The sequence below is a fragment of the Cupriavidus necator A5-1 genome (genome assembly GCF_000744095.1).
Taxonomy (GTDB): domain Bacteria; phylum Pseudomonadota; class Gammaproteobacteria; order Burkholderiales; family Burkholderiaceae; genus Cupriavidus; species Cupriavidus necator_A.
Map to the genome: position 1 here is coordinate 2,632,890 of NZ_JQLI01000001.1, position 14,227 is coordinate 2,647,116.

The 14,227-nt window shown below is 69.8% G+C and carries 14 protein-coding genes; 3 read left to right on the forward strand and 11 right to left on the reverse strand.

The genetic code is table 11. The features are described 5' to 3' along the window. Positions 1-7: 7 nt before the first annotated feature. From K307_RS11660 to K307_RS11685, 7 genes are all read right to left on the reverse strand, one after another. Positions 8-343: a cupin domain-containing protein gene (locus tag K307_RS11660; RefSeq protein ID WP_042878366.1), complete on the reverse strand. Its 336-nt coding sequence runs from the start codon at positions 341-343 to the stop codon at positions 8-10. A gap of 115 nt (positions 344-458) precedes the next feature. Next, positions 459-632 carry a hypothetical protein gene (locus K307_RS47750; protein ID WP_155301128.1) on the reverse strand — a complete coding sequence of 58 codons (174 nt, stop codon included), beginning with the start codon at positions 630-632 and terminating at the stop codon, positions 459-461. Positions 633-728: 96 nt separating this feature from the next. After that, a complete protein-coding gene (locus K307_RS11665) occupies positions 729-1,064 on the reverse strand; it encodes a hypothetical protein (protein WP_042878368.1) in 336 nt (111 codons plus the stop codon). A gap of 181 nt (positions 1,065-1,245) precedes the next feature. After that, positions 1,246-2,706, reverse strand: coding sequence for an efflux transporter outer membrane subunit (locus K307_RS11670; RefSeq protein WP_042878370.1), 1,461 nt, complete (start codon positions 2,704-2,706; stop codon positions 1,246-1,248). Continuing rightward, positions 2,706-3,611 carry an HlyD family secretion protein gene (locus K307_RS11675; RefSeq protein ID WP_042878374.1) on the reverse strand — a complete coding sequence of 302 codons (906 nt, stop codon included), beginning with the start codon at positions 3,609-3,611 and terminating at the stop codon, positions 2,706-2,708. The genes K307_RS11670 and K307_RS11675 overlap by 1 nt, the downstream gene beginning before the upstream one ends. Beyond that, on the reverse strand, positions 3,608-3,826 hold the full coding sequence (locus K307_RS11680; protein ID WP_042878376.1) for a DUF1656 domain-containing protein: 219 nt from the start codon (positions 3,824-3,826) through the stop codon (positions 3,608-3,610). The genes K307_RS11675 and K307_RS11680 overlap by 4 nt, the downstream gene beginning before the upstream one ends. A 22-nt stretch (positions 3,827-3,848) precedes the next feature. Further along, on the reverse strand, positions 3,849-5,828 hold the full coding sequence (locus tag K307_RS11685; RefSeq protein ID WP_042878378.1) for an FUSC family protein: 1,980 nt from the start codon (positions 5,826-5,828) through the stop codon (positions 3,849-3,851). A gap of 215 nt (positions 5,829-6,043) precedes the next feature. Between K307_RS11685 and K307_RS11690 the strand changes: the two genes are divergently transcribed. Beyond that, positions 6,044-6,940, forward strand: coding sequence for a LysR family transcriptional regulator (locus K307_RS11690; RefSeq protein WP_042881860.1), 897 nt, complete (start codon positions 6,044-6,046; stop codon positions 6,938-6,940). A gap of 66 nt (positions 6,941-7,006) precedes the next feature. Here K307_RS11690 and K307_RS11695 read toward each other — a convergent pair whose 3' ends face one another. Then, on the reverse strand, positions 7,007-7,552 hold the full coding sequence (locus tag K307_RS11695) for a hypothetical protein (RefSeq protein ID WP_042878380.1): 546 nt from the start codon (positions 7,550-7,552) through the stop codon (positions 7,007-7,009). A gap of 265 nt (positions 7,553-7,817) precedes the next feature. Between K307_RS11695 and K307_RS11700 the strand changes: the two genes are divergently transcribed. Next, on the forward strand, positions 7,818-8,321 hold the full coding sequence (locus K307_RS11700; RefSeq protein ID WP_042878383.1) for a GNAT family N-acetyltransferase: 504 nt from the start codon (positions 7,818-7,820) through the stop codon (positions 8,319-8,321). Between the two features lie 39 nt (positions 8,322-8,360). Here K307_RS11700 and K307_RS11705 read toward each other — a convergent pair whose 3' ends face one another. Together K307_RS11705 and K307_RS11710 are read right to left on the reverse strand one after the other, a co-directional pair. Continuing rightward, positions 8,361-10,703, reverse strand: a complete 2,343-nt coding sequence (locus K307_RS11705) for a cytochrome P450/oxidoreductase (RefSeq protein ID WP_042878385.1) — start codon at positions 10,701-10,703, stop codon at positions 8,361-8,363. A 73-nt stretch (positions 10,704-10,776) separates the two neighbouring features. Further along, positions 10,777-11,757: a Bug family tripartite tricarboxylate transporter substrate binding protein gene (locus tag K307_RS11710; RefSeq protein ID WP_042878386.1), complete on the reverse strand. Its 981-nt coding sequence runs from the start codon at positions 11,755-11,757 to the stop codon at positions 10,777-10,779. A gap of 396 nt (positions 11,758-12,153) precedes the next feature. Here K307_RS11710 and K307_RS11715 point away from each other — a divergent pair, with 396 nt between their 5' ends. Next, positions 12,154-13,005 (forward strand): IclR family transcriptional regulator, encoded by an 852-nt coding sequence (locus K307_RS11715; RefSeq protein WP_042878387.1) that lies wholly within the window; start codon positions 12,154-12,156, stop codon positions 13,003-13,005. On the opposite strand, the gene K307_RS11720 is transcribed toward K307_RS11715, so the two are convergent. Next, positions 13,002-14,216, reverse strand: coding sequence for an alpha-D-ribose 1-methylphosphonate 5-triphosphate diphosphatase (locus tag K307_RS11720; RefSeq protein WP_042878388.1), 1,215 nt, complete (start codon positions 14,214-14,216; stop codon positions 13,002-13,004). The two genes, K307_RS11715 and K307_RS11720, sit on opposite strands and share 4 nt — an antisense overlap. Positions 14,217-14,227 lie beyond the last annotated feature (11 nt).

Consider the following 14,227-nt stretch of genomic DNA (forward strand, 5'->3'; position numbering starts at 1 on the left):
CAGGCGGTCAGCGGCCGCCGGGCAAGACCATCGTCACCAGCACCGAGGCATCGGTGAGGGCCGTCACGTCGTAGCGCACGCACGGCCCCAGGTAGAGCAGGTCGCCCTGGCGCAGGTGGCGCTCGGCGCCGTCCACGCGCAGCCGCACTTCGCCTTCCAGGCATTGCACGGTCATCGGGCCATCCACCGAATGCGCCGGCACATGCTTGCCCGCCTTGAGCACCAGGCGCATCACTTCCAGCGGGCCTTCCTTGAACAAGGCCTGGGTGGCGGTCTGGTCCAGCCGCGTGCCCAACGGCAACACGCTGGCGATCTGTCCGGAAGAAAGGTGGGGCAGGGACATGCGCGGCTCCTCGCTTTGTAGTGGGGTAGCTTGTTTGTGGCTTGTCAGGCGCAGCCGGCGCTTGCCGGCCGCACGCCTTCTCAATCTAGCACCGGAGCGCGCATGTCGACAGCGTTCAGCGTGCCGTAGCCGGCGTAGGGGGGTCGGCCGGTTGTGCGCAATGGGCGGCATGGCCTGCGCGGGCCGCGGCGCGGGCGCGCTCGATGACGGTCCAGTCAGGGCCGGCGGCGGCGGGCAGGGATGCCGTGATGGCGCCCAGGCCAAGCAGGGCGAGCAGGATGGTTTTCATGGGGAGGTTGGGCGGCGAGGAAGGAGGTTGACCGGAACCGGGGCAGTTCCGGTCAGCGGTGCTGCCACGGCATGCGTCGTGGCAGCGAGAGAAGCGTCAGGCGGCGTGGGCCGGCGACGCGGATACGCCGCTGCGGTCCATTCCGGCCAGTTCCATGCCGGCGGCTGTGCGGTTGGCACCGTCGGTGAACGGGTCGCGCTTGTCGTTGACGAGGGCCCCGTCGGTGAAGGGATCGCGCTTGCCGTTGACGTGCGCGCCTTCGGTGAACGGATCGCGCTTGCCGTTGTGCATGCTGTAGCCATCACGCTCGGCGGCGACGCCGCGGTCGTTCAGGCCTTGTGCCGCGGCGGCGTTGCAGGCGAGGGCGCCGGCACTGAGTGCTGCGATGGAGATGGCCGTGGCAAGGAGGGCTTTGAGGTCGTTTTTATGCATGTCTGCTGTTTTGGGTTGAAGGACGGTAGATGGTCTGGCAGGGCCATTGCGGATCGGCGGATCTGCGTCCCGCATGCCGTCCGGTTCGCCTTTGGGCGGTGCCGCGCCGTGGGAAGCGTGCGGCACGGAACGAAGTGTAGCCATGCAGATGTATTCCTGTGATGATTTAAACGGCATGAAATCAGTCGCTTTTTTCATCGAGGCCGGATACGGCTGGCGCGGCTTTGCGGCCGGTCTGCCAGCCGCCGCCCAAGGCCAGGAACAGGTCGACCTGGCGCGCCGCTACGTGGCCCTCCGACGCCGCCAGCGCGGCGTCGGCATCGGCCAGCGCCCGTTCCGCGTCGAGGTGCGCCAGGTAGGGAATGCGCCCCGCCTGCTGCAGCCGGCGCTGCTGCCGCGCGGCCTCGCCGGCCTGCTCGCGCGCGGCGTGCAAGGCCTCGTGCCGTTCCAGTTCGCGCGTGTAGGCGGACAACGCCGTTTCGGTTTCCTGCAGCGCGCGCAGCACCGCGCCGTCGAAGCGCGCCAGCGCCGCGTCCGCCGCAGCCTCGTGGCCGTGGATGCGGTGGCGCACCCCATTGGTCGGCAATGACCAGCTCAGCAACGGCCCCACGCTCCAGCGCGCGGTGGGACCGCTGCCGAGGTGGCTGAGCACGCCGGTCAGGCCGGCGCTGGCGCCGATGCGGATCGACGGATACAGGTCCGCGGTGGCCACGCCGATGCGCGCGGTCGCGGCGGCCAGCTCGCGTTCGGACTGGCGGACATCGGGCCGGCGCCTGAGCAGCGCGGCACCATCGCCCACAGGCAGCGGCGCGCGCAGCGTGGGTTCCGCATGGCATTCGACCTCGCCCGGCGGCAATGCCGCGGGCGGCTTGCCGAGCAGCAGCGCCAGGCGGTAGCGCGCGGCAGTGCGGGATGCCTCCAGCGCGGGCAGGGCGGCGCGCAGTGCTTCAGTGCGGGCGCGCTCGCGCGCGACGTCGGCGGGTTCGCCGCGCCCGACCGCCACCAGCCGGCGCGTTGCGTCCAGCGTGCGCTGCTGTACCTCGAGCTGCCGCGTGGCGGCCGCCAGTTCATGCGTGGCCGCGCAGCCATGCACGTAGGCGCGCACGGTCTGCGCGGCCACGCTGATGCGTACCATGTCGAGCGTGGCTTCGCTGGCCTGCGCGCCGGCCAGCGCGGCCTCGTCGGCCCGGGCCAGCTTGCCGAAGAAATCGATGAGATAGGACACGCCCAGGCCGAAGTCGCCGAGATTGAACACCGGTGGTTTCTCGGTCTGCAGGAAGCTCTCGGCCGACAGCTGCGCGCGCGACACGCTTGCGCTGGCGCCGCCCTGCGGCAGGTTTTCGGACTCGACTTCGTGCAGCAGCGCCACCGCGCGGCGCAGGTTGGCGGCGGCGGCGCGGATATCAGTATTGGCGGCCAGCGCCTGTTGTACGAGGCGGTCCAGCCGTTGGTCGTCATAGAGCCGCCACCAGTCGTCCGGCACGGGCGCGATGGCAACGCCGTGCGCAGCGCCGCCCTGCAGCGGGCCGTTGGCGGCGGGCGCCCGTACCGCAGCGTCGCCAGGCACGCGGTAGTCCGGACCCACGGTCGTGCAGGCGCACAAGGTTGCGGCCACGCAGGCCAGCCATCGACGGTGCCTCATCACGAGCGCGGTCCCGCGCGGCGCGGGGCATCATTGCCGCGCTGCTCCAGCACCGCCACGGTGGCCGTGCGGCCCGACACCAGCCGCACATCGGCGGGGACGTCTTCCAGCACGATGCGCACCGGCACGCGCTGCGCCAGCCGCACCCAGTTGAAGGTCGGGTTGACGTTGGGCAGCAGGTTGGAGCCGGCGCTGCGGTCGCGGTCCTCGATGCCCGCGGCAATGCTCTGTACATGGCCACGCAGGTGCCGCGGCTCGCCCATGATATGCACATCCACAGGGCTGCCGATGCGGATGCGATGCAGCTTGGTCTCCTCGAAATATCCCTCCACATGGAACGAGGCGGCGTCGACCATCGACAGCACCGGGCGGCCGGTGGAGACATAGTCGCCCAGCCGCGGCAGCCGGTCGTTGAGGTTGCCCTCGACCGGACTGCGCACGCTGGTGCGTTCCAGGTTCAGCTGCGCCAGCCGCACCGCGGCCTCGGCCTGCGCCAGCGCGGCCTGGCCTTGCTCCACGCGGGCGCGGCCCTGTTCGGCGACCTCGCCGGCGACCAGCCCGTCCAGCGTGCGGTTGCGTGCGGCCTCGCGCCGCGCCTGCGCCAGCGCGGCGCGCTGCGTGGCGGCAGTGGCCTGCGCCTGCTGCAGCGCCAGCGCGTAGCGGTCGCGGTCGATCTCGAACAGCACCTCGCCGCGGCGCACGTACTGGTTGTCGCGCACGCGCACGCGGGTGACCAGGCCCGAGACATCGGGCGCGACCTGGACGATGTCGGCGCGCACATGGCCGTCGCGGGTCCACGGCGCGGCCGTGTAGTAGTCCCACAGGTGGCGCAGCACCAGCAGCGCGGCGAGCGCGGCCAGCAGCGTGGGCAGCAAGGGAAGGAAGTTGCGGAGTCGGAAATTCATGATGGCAGTGCCGGCACCGCGACAAAGACCACGGCCACGGCGCCCAGGACGATCACATAGAGGGAAAGGTTGAACAGCGAGCGGTGCCAGATATGCCGGTACCAGCCCAGTGCCGCCAGCACGTTGCGGATTGCGGTGGTGACGGCGAAGGCGAGCACCATTAGCACCTGCACGCCGGGCACGAAGACGCCGTAGAGATCGATTTCACTGAGCATGGGTGCAAAGAGGCGTTGGAAGTCAGCGGGCCGGCGCGCCGGGTTGCAGCGTGACCTGCAGCACCACCAGCGCGCCCAGCGTGCCGCCATGCGTGCGCCCCGGCAGCGCGGCCACACCGGCGATGGCATCGGCCACCGATGCCGCCAGCCCGGCCGGCACCGGTACCGCATGGCCCGTGCGCAGCCGTGCGCGGAAATGCCGCGCCACGGCGGCCAGCACCCGCCGCACCGCCTTGTGCGCCGCGGGCGGCAATGCCGGCAGCGCTTTTTGCAGCGTCAGCGCGCAGTAGCCGACCTGCAGCGCATGGAAGCCGTCGGACGACGACGGATCGCCAGCGGCGCCCAGCCGCGGCACCAGTTGCCCGAGCCGGTCGAGCATGCGCGCACCGAGCCGCGCATCGCCATCGGCACGCAGCGTGGCGGCCTGCGCCAGGTCCTGCCAGCTGGCACGCACCAGCCGCTGTGCCGCCGCGCGCGCGCCGAACGGACGCACCGCCATCGACCACAGCGGCGCGAACAGCATCGCCGCAGCGCTGGCCAGGCAGGTATTGAAGGTGCCGAGGAAATCCGCTTCGAATACCGTCTGCACATTGGCGAATGAGGCCGTGTTGACCGACAGCAGCATCGCGATCAGCTGGAAGCCCGGCCGCGCGATCAGCAGGCCGATGCCCAGGTAGGGCAGCGCCAGCATCGCTGCCAGCGCCTCGAAGGTGCGCGCATGCGGCACCACCAGGAACAGGTAGCAGGACGACACCAGCAGGCAGACCGCACTCCAGCGCAGGAAGGCCCCAGCCATGCGGCGTGGCTCGTCGATGGCCGCGAAAAAGCAGCACGCGATCGACGCCACCGCCACCGCGCCCGCACCATCCTCCCAGCCGGAGAAGATCCACAGCAGCCCTGCGCAGAATACCGCCAGCCCGCTGGAGACGGCGCCGAACAGCAGCATGCCGTGGTCATGGTGAAGCGCCGCTGCTTCCGGGGCGGCATCCTCACGCACTTGCGGCGGGCGCGCGCTGCGGTCGCCGATGCCTTGCTGCAGCGTGCGGCATTCCGCGTACACGGTGCACAGGCGTTGCAACTGGTCGGCGGCGGTTGCCGCCAGCCCTGCATGCCAGTCGATCGGCTGCCCGCTGTGGTCAACAGGCCAGCCACCCGTGATCAATGGCGCGGGCTCGACCGCCCCATCCCCGAGCCACGCCGCCGTCGCAGACAGCGCCGCGTCAAGTTCGACGGGCACGCCTTGCGGATGCCCGCGCAGCGCCTGCAGCACGCTCTCCAGCGACGACAGCAGCGGCATCAGCATGGTCATGCGCTGGCGCAGCGCGCGGGCGTGGCGCAGCGTGTGGCTGCCCCCGGTGTCGTAGGCCAGCTGGCTGGCGAGCTGGTCGAGTGCGAGGATATCGGCGGCCAGCCGGTGCCGGCCGTCGTCCGCGCGCGGGCTGCCGGTCAGGATGTCGGTGGCCCATGCCGCCGCATCGGCCAGCCACGTGGCCGCGCGTGCGCGCAGCGCCGGCGCCACCTTGGCCGGAAAGACCACCGAGCCCACCAGCCCGGCGCAGACGATGCCAATCACGATCTCCTCGATCCGCGCCACGGCGATATCGAAGATCTGCGCCGGCTGGCTGACCGCCGGCAGCGCAACGATCGGCAGGGTGTAGGCCGCCAGCAGGAAGACATAGCTGCGCGGCGTGCGCTGCAGCAGCGACAGGTAGACCAGCGCGGTAATCCACAGCGCAATCGCGCCCATCAGCACGATCGGCATATTGACCAGCTGCGGCACGGTCGCCACCGCGGCGGTCGCGCCCAGCACCGTGCCGGCCACCCGATATGCCGCCTTGGAGCGCGTCGCGCCGGTGAGCGGGTGCGAGACGAAGTAGACCGTGGCCATCGCCCAGTACGGCCGCGGCAGGCCCAGCGCCAGTGCGAGATAGAGCGCCAGCATCGCGGCGGCGAATGCCTTCAGCGAGAACAGCCACTGTCGTGCATTCGGCCAGCTAGCCATGGGGTGGGGGTCTTGGTGACGAGGGTTGGGGGCGCGCATCGCCACCTGCCGCTCCGGGCTTCATAGGGGGGCGCGGTTGGGCAGGGGCAATGCGTGGAAGCGAAGTGTAGCCAAACCTTTCGCATTCCATTCATGATTTAATATTGGCCTGTCCATTCCATTTGTTCATGGATGCGAGCGCCTGGGCACCCGGGCTGCCGCAAGCCATCGCCACCATGCCCATCGATATCCGCGCCCTGCGCTATTTCGTCGAGACCGCGCGCCTGCGCAGCTTCACCCAGGCCGCCACCTCGCTCTTCGTAACCCAGTCGACCATCAGCAAGATGGTGAAACAGCTGGAGGATGAGGTCGGCCAGCCGCTGCTGATCCGCGAAGGCAAGAGCGTGCGCCTGACCGACGTCGGGCGCGTGGTCTACGAGCGCGGGCAGGAGGCGCTGGGCGTGGTGCACCGGCTGACGCTGGAAGTGGCCGACCTGTCCTCGCTCGGCCGTGGGCAGCTGACGGTGGGGATCCCGCCGATGGTCAACCTGTTTTTCTCGCCCGCGGTCAGCGCGTTCCGGCTGCGCTATCCCAACCTGTTATTGACGCTGGACGAGCACGGCGGGCAGGTGGTGGAGCAGCTGGTGGCCAGCGGCGAACTGGAAGTCGGCGCCACCGTGCTGCCCGGCGACAGCGGCCTGGCGCTGGAGACGCGCCAGTTCGGCCGCTACCCGATCTGGGCCGTGGGCCCGCGCAAGTCCAGCTGGGCGCGCGGTCGCACGGTCTCGCTGGCCGCGCTGCGCGACGAGCCGCTGGTCATGCTGACCGACGACTTCTCGCTGACGCGCAAGCTGCGGCAGGCCTTCCTGGAGGCGCGCATCGAGCCGCGCGTGGTGGCGCGCAGCGGTCACTGGGACTTCCTCGCCTCGATGGCGGCGGCGGGGCTGGGCACCACCTTCCTGCCGCAACCGCTGGCCGAGCGCCTGCAGGGCCAGGACACGCTGGCGATGGCGCGCCTGACCGAGCCGGCGGTGGACTGGACGATGGCGCATATCTGGTCGCCGGGGCGCTACCTTTCGCACGCGGCGCGGGCCTGGCTGGCGGTTTGCGAAGAGATGCTGGGCGAAGGCTAGACTCCAGGCTGTGCACGTTCCCGAGGCAAATGCACCGATGCGGTACCTGCCGGCCGCGCGCGCCGTTCACTTGCGCATGCAGTAGTCCGGCGGAATATCCAGCAACACCAGCGACTGCCGTCCCGCCACATAGTGATAGTGCAAGGTCACGCCGAGTTTGCCGAGCACCGGCACATCCGGGTTGCGGCAGATGCCGCGCTCCAGGATCGGCTTGGCCGAGGCCATGAACTCGCGCGTGTCGTCGCGCGAGGCATCCACGCCCGATACCTTCAGCTGGAACTCAACGACCTTGCCCGGCCTGGTCACGCAGCCGTCGAAGCGGGTGGTGTCGTCCAGGTCGACCGGGCCGGCCCGCTTCAGCTCCTGGCAAGCCATGCGCAACTGCCGCTCGGCATCGCCGGCGGTCAGGCGAGTGACGCCGGTCATGCCGGTGGGCTTGCCGCGCACCGTGCCCAGCAGCAGGGTGGCCAGCCCTGACAGCTGCGAGGGTTCGGCAGGCGTTGCCGCCATGGCGGCCGGGACCGCCAGCGTGGCGGCAAGACAGGTCAGGCACAGACGCGTGGCGGCATCGGGGAACGAAAGTCGGGCGGGGGCGGCAGGATCTGGGGGCATGGGGAAACGGAAACGGGTGCCTGGGGTTTGCGCTGCTACTGTAGCCTCGGCCCCTTGCAACCGTTGTCAGGCGCTGTCCTACAGCGCAACGGGGGCTTGCAAAACGGCGGGGGCCTGCCGCGGCACACCTGGCGTGGCGCAATTGGCCACGGCGTGTTGCCTTGCGGCCACTGCCGGTCGCGGCCTGGTGGTCCCGACAGCTGTCCGGCCGCGGCGCGCTAGAATCGCCCTCTTGGCCGAATCAGGCCAGCCAAGACCTTGTGCCATGTCCCTGGATATCCGTCCTGAAGTACCGTCTGACGCCGACTCCATCGCACAACTGACCACTGCAGCCTTCCGCACGGCACCAGCCAGCCAGAACGAGGCGTTTATCGTCAACGCGCTGCGCCGCGCAGGCCAGTTGACGGTATCGCTGGTGGCGCAGGATGGGGAGGTGCTGGTGGGGCACGTCGCGTTTTCACCGGTGTCGGTCTCGTCCGGCGCGGCGGGCTGGTTCGGGCTGGGCCCGATCTCGGTGGCGCCTGGCCGGCAAGGGCAGGGCATCGGCTCGCAACTGATGCACGACGCGCTGGCCGAGCTGCGGCGCGTGGGTGCGGCGGGCTGCGTGGTGCTGGGCGATCCGGGGTACTACGGGCGCTTCGGCTTTGCGGCCCGGCCCGGGCTGGTGCTGGAAGGCGTGCCGCCCGAGTATTTCCAGGCGCTGTCGTTAGATGGCAATTATCCAGCTGGCGCGGTGCAGTACCACGACACATTTAACGCTACCGACTGACGCTTGACGGGGCGGGCAATTTCCTTCAGCCCACCGCGCTCACAGTTCCAGCACCAACCGCCCCCCACCGCAGGCGCGCGAGCAGCACGCCATCATGCGGCGATTGGCCTCGCGCTCGCTGCGCGTCAGCACCACGTCGCGATGGTCGACCTGTCCCGCCAGCACGCGCACCTCGCAGGAGCCGCACAGGCCTTCCTCGCAATCGCTCTGCACGTCGATGTTGGCGCCGCGCAGCACTGTGAGCAGCGTCTGGTCGGCCGGCACCTCCATCACCAGGCCGGAGTCCTTCAGCTCCACGGTAAAGGGCTGTTCCTTCGACGCATCCAGCGTGCCGAGCTTCGACACGAAGTGCTCCACGCGCAGGGCGTCTTCGGGCCACGCTTCGCAGCAAGCGGCCAGCGCATCGAGCATGCGCTGCGGGCCGCAGGCGTAGATATGCGTGCGGTGATCCGGCTGCGCCAGCAGGCTGGCGAAGTCGGCGCGCCGGCCTTCGTCGCCGGCGTACACATGCAGCCTGTCGCCGTGCAATGCCTGAAGGGCGTCCAGCATCGCCAACGCGCGCCGCGAGCGGCCGCAGTAGTGGAATTCGTAGTCGATGCCAAGCGCGCGGGCGCGCCGCGCCATCGCACTGACCGGCGTGATGCCGATGCCGCCGGCAATAAAGATTGCGCGCTGGCAGCCCTCGTCAAAGCGGAAGTGGTTGCGCGGCCCGCGGATGCGCAGGCGGTCGCCCACGCTGACGCTGCCGTGCACCCAGGCCGAGCCCCCGCGGCTGTCGGGATCGCGCAGCACGGCGATCTCCAGCGCACCGGCGTCCTCAGGATCGCCGCACAGCGAATACTGGCGCGACAGTCCCGTATCGCCACACTCCACGTCGATATGCGAGCCCGGCGCCCAACGCGGCAGCGGCTTGCCGTCCGGCGCTGCCAGCCGCAGCTGGACCACGCCCTCGGCGGCTGGCGTGACGCGCTCGACCACCACGGTGCGGGTGATGGTGTGGGTGGACGGCTCGCCGATGCGCACCGGCTGGCGCACGTCGAGCAGTGCCGGGTTGCGGCGCTCAGGGTTCTGCGCCGGGTCCCACTCCACCAGCAGGTGCTCCGGACCGCGGAACGAGGTGTTGGGCACGTAGGTAAAGGTCTGCGCGGCCAGCCGCATATGCGGCAACCGGCGCGTCAGTTCTTCCAGGAAGACCTGCATCTCCATGCGCGCCAGGTTCTTGCCCATGCACTGGTGCGAGCCGTAGCCGAAGGTCAGCTGTTCGCTGGCGTTGTCGCGGCGGATGTCAAACAGGTCGGCATCGGCGAAATGCCGCTCGTCATGGTTGGCCGACGAGGTCACGATCAGCAGCTTGCTGCCCGCCGGCAGGCGGATGCCGCCAACTTCCGCGTCGCGCGTCACCAGCCGGCGCCATGCCGCCACCGAGCCGTTGTGGCGCAGGCATTCCTCCACCGCGTTGGGGATCAGTGACGGATCCTCGCAGAGATCGCGCCAGGCATCCGGATGCTGCAGCAGCAGCTTGATCGCGTTGGCCGAGGCATTGGCCGTGGTTTCGTGTGCGGCCACGATGCCGGCCATCATCATCGAATGCAGGTATGAATCCGTGACGACCTCGGGCAGTTCCTTCTGCTTGCGCAGGCCGTATTGCATCCAGCCCGGGCCTGAAGGATCCTCGCGCATCTTGTCGAGGATGCGGCCGGCCAGTTGCCAGAAGTTGCCGACGGCGTGCGCCACGGCGACCTGCTCCTCGGGCCTGGGCCGGCCCCAGGTGTTGACCGTATGCGCGATGGAGTACTGGCGCAGCAGGTCCATGTCCTCTTCCGGCACGCCCAGGAAGTGCAGCGCCACGGTCAGCGGCACTTCCCACAGCATCTGGTCGACCAGGTCGGCGCGGCCGTCGTCGATAAAGCGGTCGACGTACTCGCGCGCCAGGCGGCGCACCATCGGCTCGTGGTGGGCCAGTTCCGCGGGCGTGAACGGGTCCATCAGCGCGCGCCGGCGTGGCATGTGCGCGGGCTCGTCCTCGTTGACCAGCGTGCGGTTCATCGCGTAGCCGTAGGCGGCCAGCACGGCATTGGCCTCGTCGCCGGTGGGCGTGATCTTCTCCAGCGCGATCGATGGGCTGAAGGTTAGGTTGTCGCGGAAGATCGCCTTGATGTCGGCGTAGCGTGTGACCACCCAGTAGCCCAGCTTCGGGCTGTAGAACACCGGCTCCTGCTCGCGCGACCAGCGAACGTACTCGGGCGGGTCTTGCTGGTAGTCGTCGCCGAACGGATCGAATTCCGCCGCGTTGTGGCTGACGGGACAGCCGTTGGGCGCCTTGAAGGCGGAATGGTCGACGGGGCAGCCGCCGCGCGCGGCACCGGGGGAGGGGTTGGCCATACTGCGAACTCCTGGCTAAAGCACAGCCGTCCGGTCGGTGCCGGACGGGCTTTGGGTCAGACGGTTGCCGGCCTCAGTTGTCCAGCGTGATCTTCAGGTCGCGGATCAGCTTGCTCCAGCGGTCAGACTCGGTGCGCAACAGCTCGCTGAACTGCGCCGGCGTGTTGCCCACCGGCTCCACGCCGAAGTCCACCAGCCGCTTGTTGACGGCCGGCTCGCGGATCGCCGCGACCACGTCCTTGTTCAGCGTATTGACCACCTCCGGCGGCGTGCCGGCGGGCACCACCATGCCTACCAGCGCCGCGGCTTCCACGCGCGGGAAGCCCAGTTCGGCAAAGGTCGGCACGTCGGGCAACTGCGGCAGGCGCGTGGCGTTGGCCACGGCCAGCGGGCGCACCTTGCCGCCCTTGATAAAGCCGGCGCCGGCGGCGTAGTCCACCATCATCGCCGCCACCTGGCCGGCGGCCACGTCGGAGAGCGCGGGTGCGGCGCCGCGATAGGGCGCGTGCGTCATCGGCAGGCCGGCTTCCACCTTGAGCAGCTCCATCGCCAGGTGGTGGGGGCTGCCCGCGCCGGCCGAGCCGTAGTTGATGCCGCCTTGCGTGGTCTTCGCCTGGGCGATGAATTCCTTGGCGCTCTTGACCGGGCTGGCCGCGCCCACCACCAGGATCATCGGGAAGCGGCCCAGCAGCGTGACCGGCGCCAGGTCCTTGCCCGGGTTGTAGGAGAGCGTCTTGTACAGCACCGGGTTGAACACCAGCGTGCCGTTATCCGCCGACAGCACGGTGTAGCCATCCGCCGGCGAGCGCGCCGTCTCCGCCGCGCCGATGGCGGTATTTCCGCCAGGCTTGTTGTCCACCACCACCGGCTGGCCGACCTTGGCCGACAGCCCCTGCCCGATGGTGCGCGCCAGGAAGTCCGAGCCGCCGCCGGCGGCGTAGGGGACGATCCAGCGGATGGGCTTGGCGGGGTAGGTGTCGGCGGCGTAACCGGGCACGGCGGCCAATATGGCCAGCGCGCCGAGGCTGAGGCGCTTGAAAACGGGGCGGGGCATGGGGCTTGTCTCCTTTTGAATGGGCCCGGTGTACGGCACCGGTGTCGCTGTTTTGCGTAAATCATATACGCATTGCGTAATGATTGAATGCGGGTTAACCTTGAAGCGGCGCTGGGGCAGCGGGACGATTTGACTGACTGAAAACGTCTGGATGAGTCTGCCCCCCGTGGCGAACGCTCCCCTCTCCCGCTTGCGGGAGAGTTTCCCGCAAGCGTGCCAGCCGACTTGGGGTGGGGGAGAGGGCAGGAGCCTCAACGAAGTGATGCGCGTCGGTATGCCAGCGCCTGCCCTCTCCCCCGGCCCCTCTCCCGCGCGCGGGAGGGGAGCAAACAGGCGCGATTTGAGACGCACTTACAAGCTCGCACCAGACAACACAGCTCACCGACAACCCCAGCCATGGCCGCATCCCGCTCAAAACCCGCCGCACCCACCACCAAGGCCGCCGCCGCCGACACCCCGCGCCCGCGCGAACGCCGCCAGCGCGTACAGTCGGCCGTCACCGGCATGGCGGTGCTAAAGGGCCTGGCAAGACTGGGCGGCCGCGCCAGCCTGACCGCCCTGGCCGCGCAGATCGACGAAAGCCCCGCCAAGGTCCACCGCTACCTGGTCAGCCTGGTGGAAGAGGGGTTCGTCGCGCAGGAGGCGGGCACGCAGCAGTACCACCTGGGCTTCGAGGCACTGCAGATCGGCATGGCCGCAATGCGCCAGGCCGACCCGATCCGGCTGTCCGAGTCCGCGCTGGTGCGGTTGCGTGAAACGCTGGAAGTCACGTGCTTTGTCGCGGTGATGGGCAACAAGGGGCCGACCATCATGCGCTTCGAGGAACCGGGCCTGCCGGTGACGGTGAATGTGCGCGCCGGGTCGGTGATGCCGCTGCTGTGGTCGGCCACCGGCCGCGTGTTCCTGGGGCTGCTCGACGAGAAGCGCGTGCAGGCGCAGGCCGAGGAAGAGCTTGCCGAAGCCAGCCCGGCGCGGCTGGCGCTGCTCGATCGCAAGGATCCCATCGGCGCGCTGCGCCGCATCGTGCAGGCCGATGATTGCGCCTGGGTGCGCGACACCAACCTGACCGGTATCAGCGCGGTGGCCGCGCCGGTGCGCGACTACACCGGCCGTGTCTGCGCGGTGCTGACCGCGCTGGGCGCCACCGGCGGCTTCGACCCGTCCATCGACGGGCCCATCGGCAGCGCCGTGCGACGCGAGGCGCGCACGGTCAGCACGGCGCTGGGGTTCGCGGCGCCCGGCGCCTAGGCCACCTCGCGCACCGCGGCCTCGCGCGGCAGCGATTCCCCGTCAGCCACACGCTGCGTCGAAGGATAGCCCGCCGCAAACACCAGCCGCCCGCCCGACCAGGTGTGGGTGACCATTGGCTGGCCCGCCACGCTCGACACCGCAATCACGTCGGCCCGCAGTCCGGGCGCCAGGCGGCCGCGGTCGCCCAGCAGGCAGGCATCGGCGGGGTTGGCGGTGACCAGCGCCAGCGCCTCGTTCAGCGGCAGGTCGGCCTGCCGCGCCGCGGTATACGCGGCGGCGATCAGCGTGGAGGGCTGGTAGTCCGAGCACAGGATGGTGCCCACGCCCGCGTGGATCGCGTCGATGGCGCGCATGGAGCCGCTCTGGCTCTTGCCCCGCAGCACATTGGGGGCGCCCAGGATGGTCGGCAGCGCCTGCGCGCAGGCCACTTGTGCGGTCTCCAGGTTGATCGGGAATTCGCTCATGCGTACACCCAGCGCCTGCATGGCGGCGATGCGTTGCGGCGAATCGTCGTCATGGCTGGCCGTGGGGATGCCGAGTTCATGGGCCATGGCCACCAGCCGGTTGACCCGTTCGTGCGCGCCTTCCAGCGCCGCCGCCTTCTTGCCGGCGGCCTCGGCAGCTTCTTCGCGGCTCATGCCGTGGTTGCCCATCATGTAGGCCAGGTAGGCATCCAGCGTCTTGAACTGGCCCTGGCCCGGCGAGTGATCCATCACGGACAGCAGGTCGACCACGCCCTCGGCCATCAGCATCTCCAGCACCAGCACGGCGCCGGCGTCGGTGACTTCATAGCGGCAGTGGATGCGGTTGTCGACCAGGCTGTGGCGGCGATACGCGGCCACGGTGCGCACCAGCGTGGCCGCCGTATCGACGTTGCGCACGCCAAAGTGGTTGCCCGCGAAAGACAGCGCGTGGTACGGCGTGGTGATGCCGGCTGCGGCATTGCGACGGTCCACCTGCGCCACGGCGAAATCCAGCGGAAACAGCACGTTGGCGCGCGGCTCGACCTCTTTCTCGATGGCGTCGCAATGCACGTCGACCAGGCCCGGCATCACGGTGTGGCCGTGCAGGTCGATCTCGGTGGCGTGGGCCGGCACCGCGGCCGGTTCGATGGCGGCGATGTGGCCATCCTCGATCAGCAGCGCGCTGTCGTGCAGCACGCGGTCGGGCAGCACCAGGGTGGCGTGGGTCAGGTAGGTAGCAGGCATGTGCGGGTTCC

Coding starts and splice junctions, on each gene's coding strand:
- K307_RS11670 (WP_042878370.1), bottom strand. CDS start 2,706: ATGAGGCACCGTCGATGGCTGGCCTGCGTGGCCGCAACCTTGTGCGCC.
- K307_RS47750 (WP_155301128.1), bottom strand. CDS start 632: ATGAAAACCATCCTGCTCGCCCTGCTTGGCCTGGGCGCCATCACGGCA.
- K307_RS11690 (WP_042881860.1), top strand. CDS start 6,044: ATGCCCATCGATATCCGCGCCCTGCGCTATTTCGTCGAGACCGCGCGC.
- K307_RS11705 (WP_042878385.1), bottom strand. CDS start 10,703: ATGGCCAACCCCTCCCCCGGTGCCGCGCGCGGCGGCTGCCCCGTCGAC.
- K307_RS11715 (WP_042878387.1), top strand. CDS start 12,154: ATGGCCGCATCCCGCTCAAAACCCGCCGCACCCACCACCAAGGCCGCC.
- K307_RS11675 (WP_042878374.1), bottom strand. CDS start 3,611: ATGAATTTCCGACTCCGCAACTTCCTTCCCTTGCTGCCCACGCTGCTG.
- K307_RS11710 (WP_042878386.1), bottom strand. CDS start 11,757: ATGCCCCGCCCCGTTTTCAAGCGCCTCAGCCTCGGCGCGCTGGCCATA.
- K307_RS11685 (WP_042878378.1), bottom strand. CDS start 5,828: ATGGCTAGCTGGCCGAATGCACGACAGTGGCTGTTCTCGCTGAAGGCA.
- K307_RS11660 (WP_042878366.1), bottom strand. CDS start 343: ATGTCCCTGCCCCACCTTTCTTCCGGACAGATCGCCAGCGTGTTGCCG.
- K307_RS11665 (WP_042878368.1), bottom strand. CDS start 1,064: ATGCATAAAAACGACCTCAAAGCCCTCCTTGCCACGGCCATCTCCATC.
- K307_RS11680 (WP_042878376.1), bottom strand. CDS start 3,826: ATGCTCAGTGAAATCGATCTCTACGGCGTCTTCGTGCCCGGCGTGCAG.
- K307_RS11720 (WP_042878388.1), bottom strand. CDS start 14,216: ATGCCTGCTACCTACCTGACCCACGCCACCCTGGTGCTGCCCGACCGC.
- K307_RS11700 (WP_042878383.1), top strand. CDS start 7,818: ATGTCCCTGGATATCCGTCCTGAAGTACCGTCTGACGCCGACTCCATC.
- K307_RS11695 (WP_042878380.1), bottom strand. CDS start 7,552: ATGCCCCCAGATCCTGCCGCCCCCGCCCGACTTTCGTTCCCCGATGCC.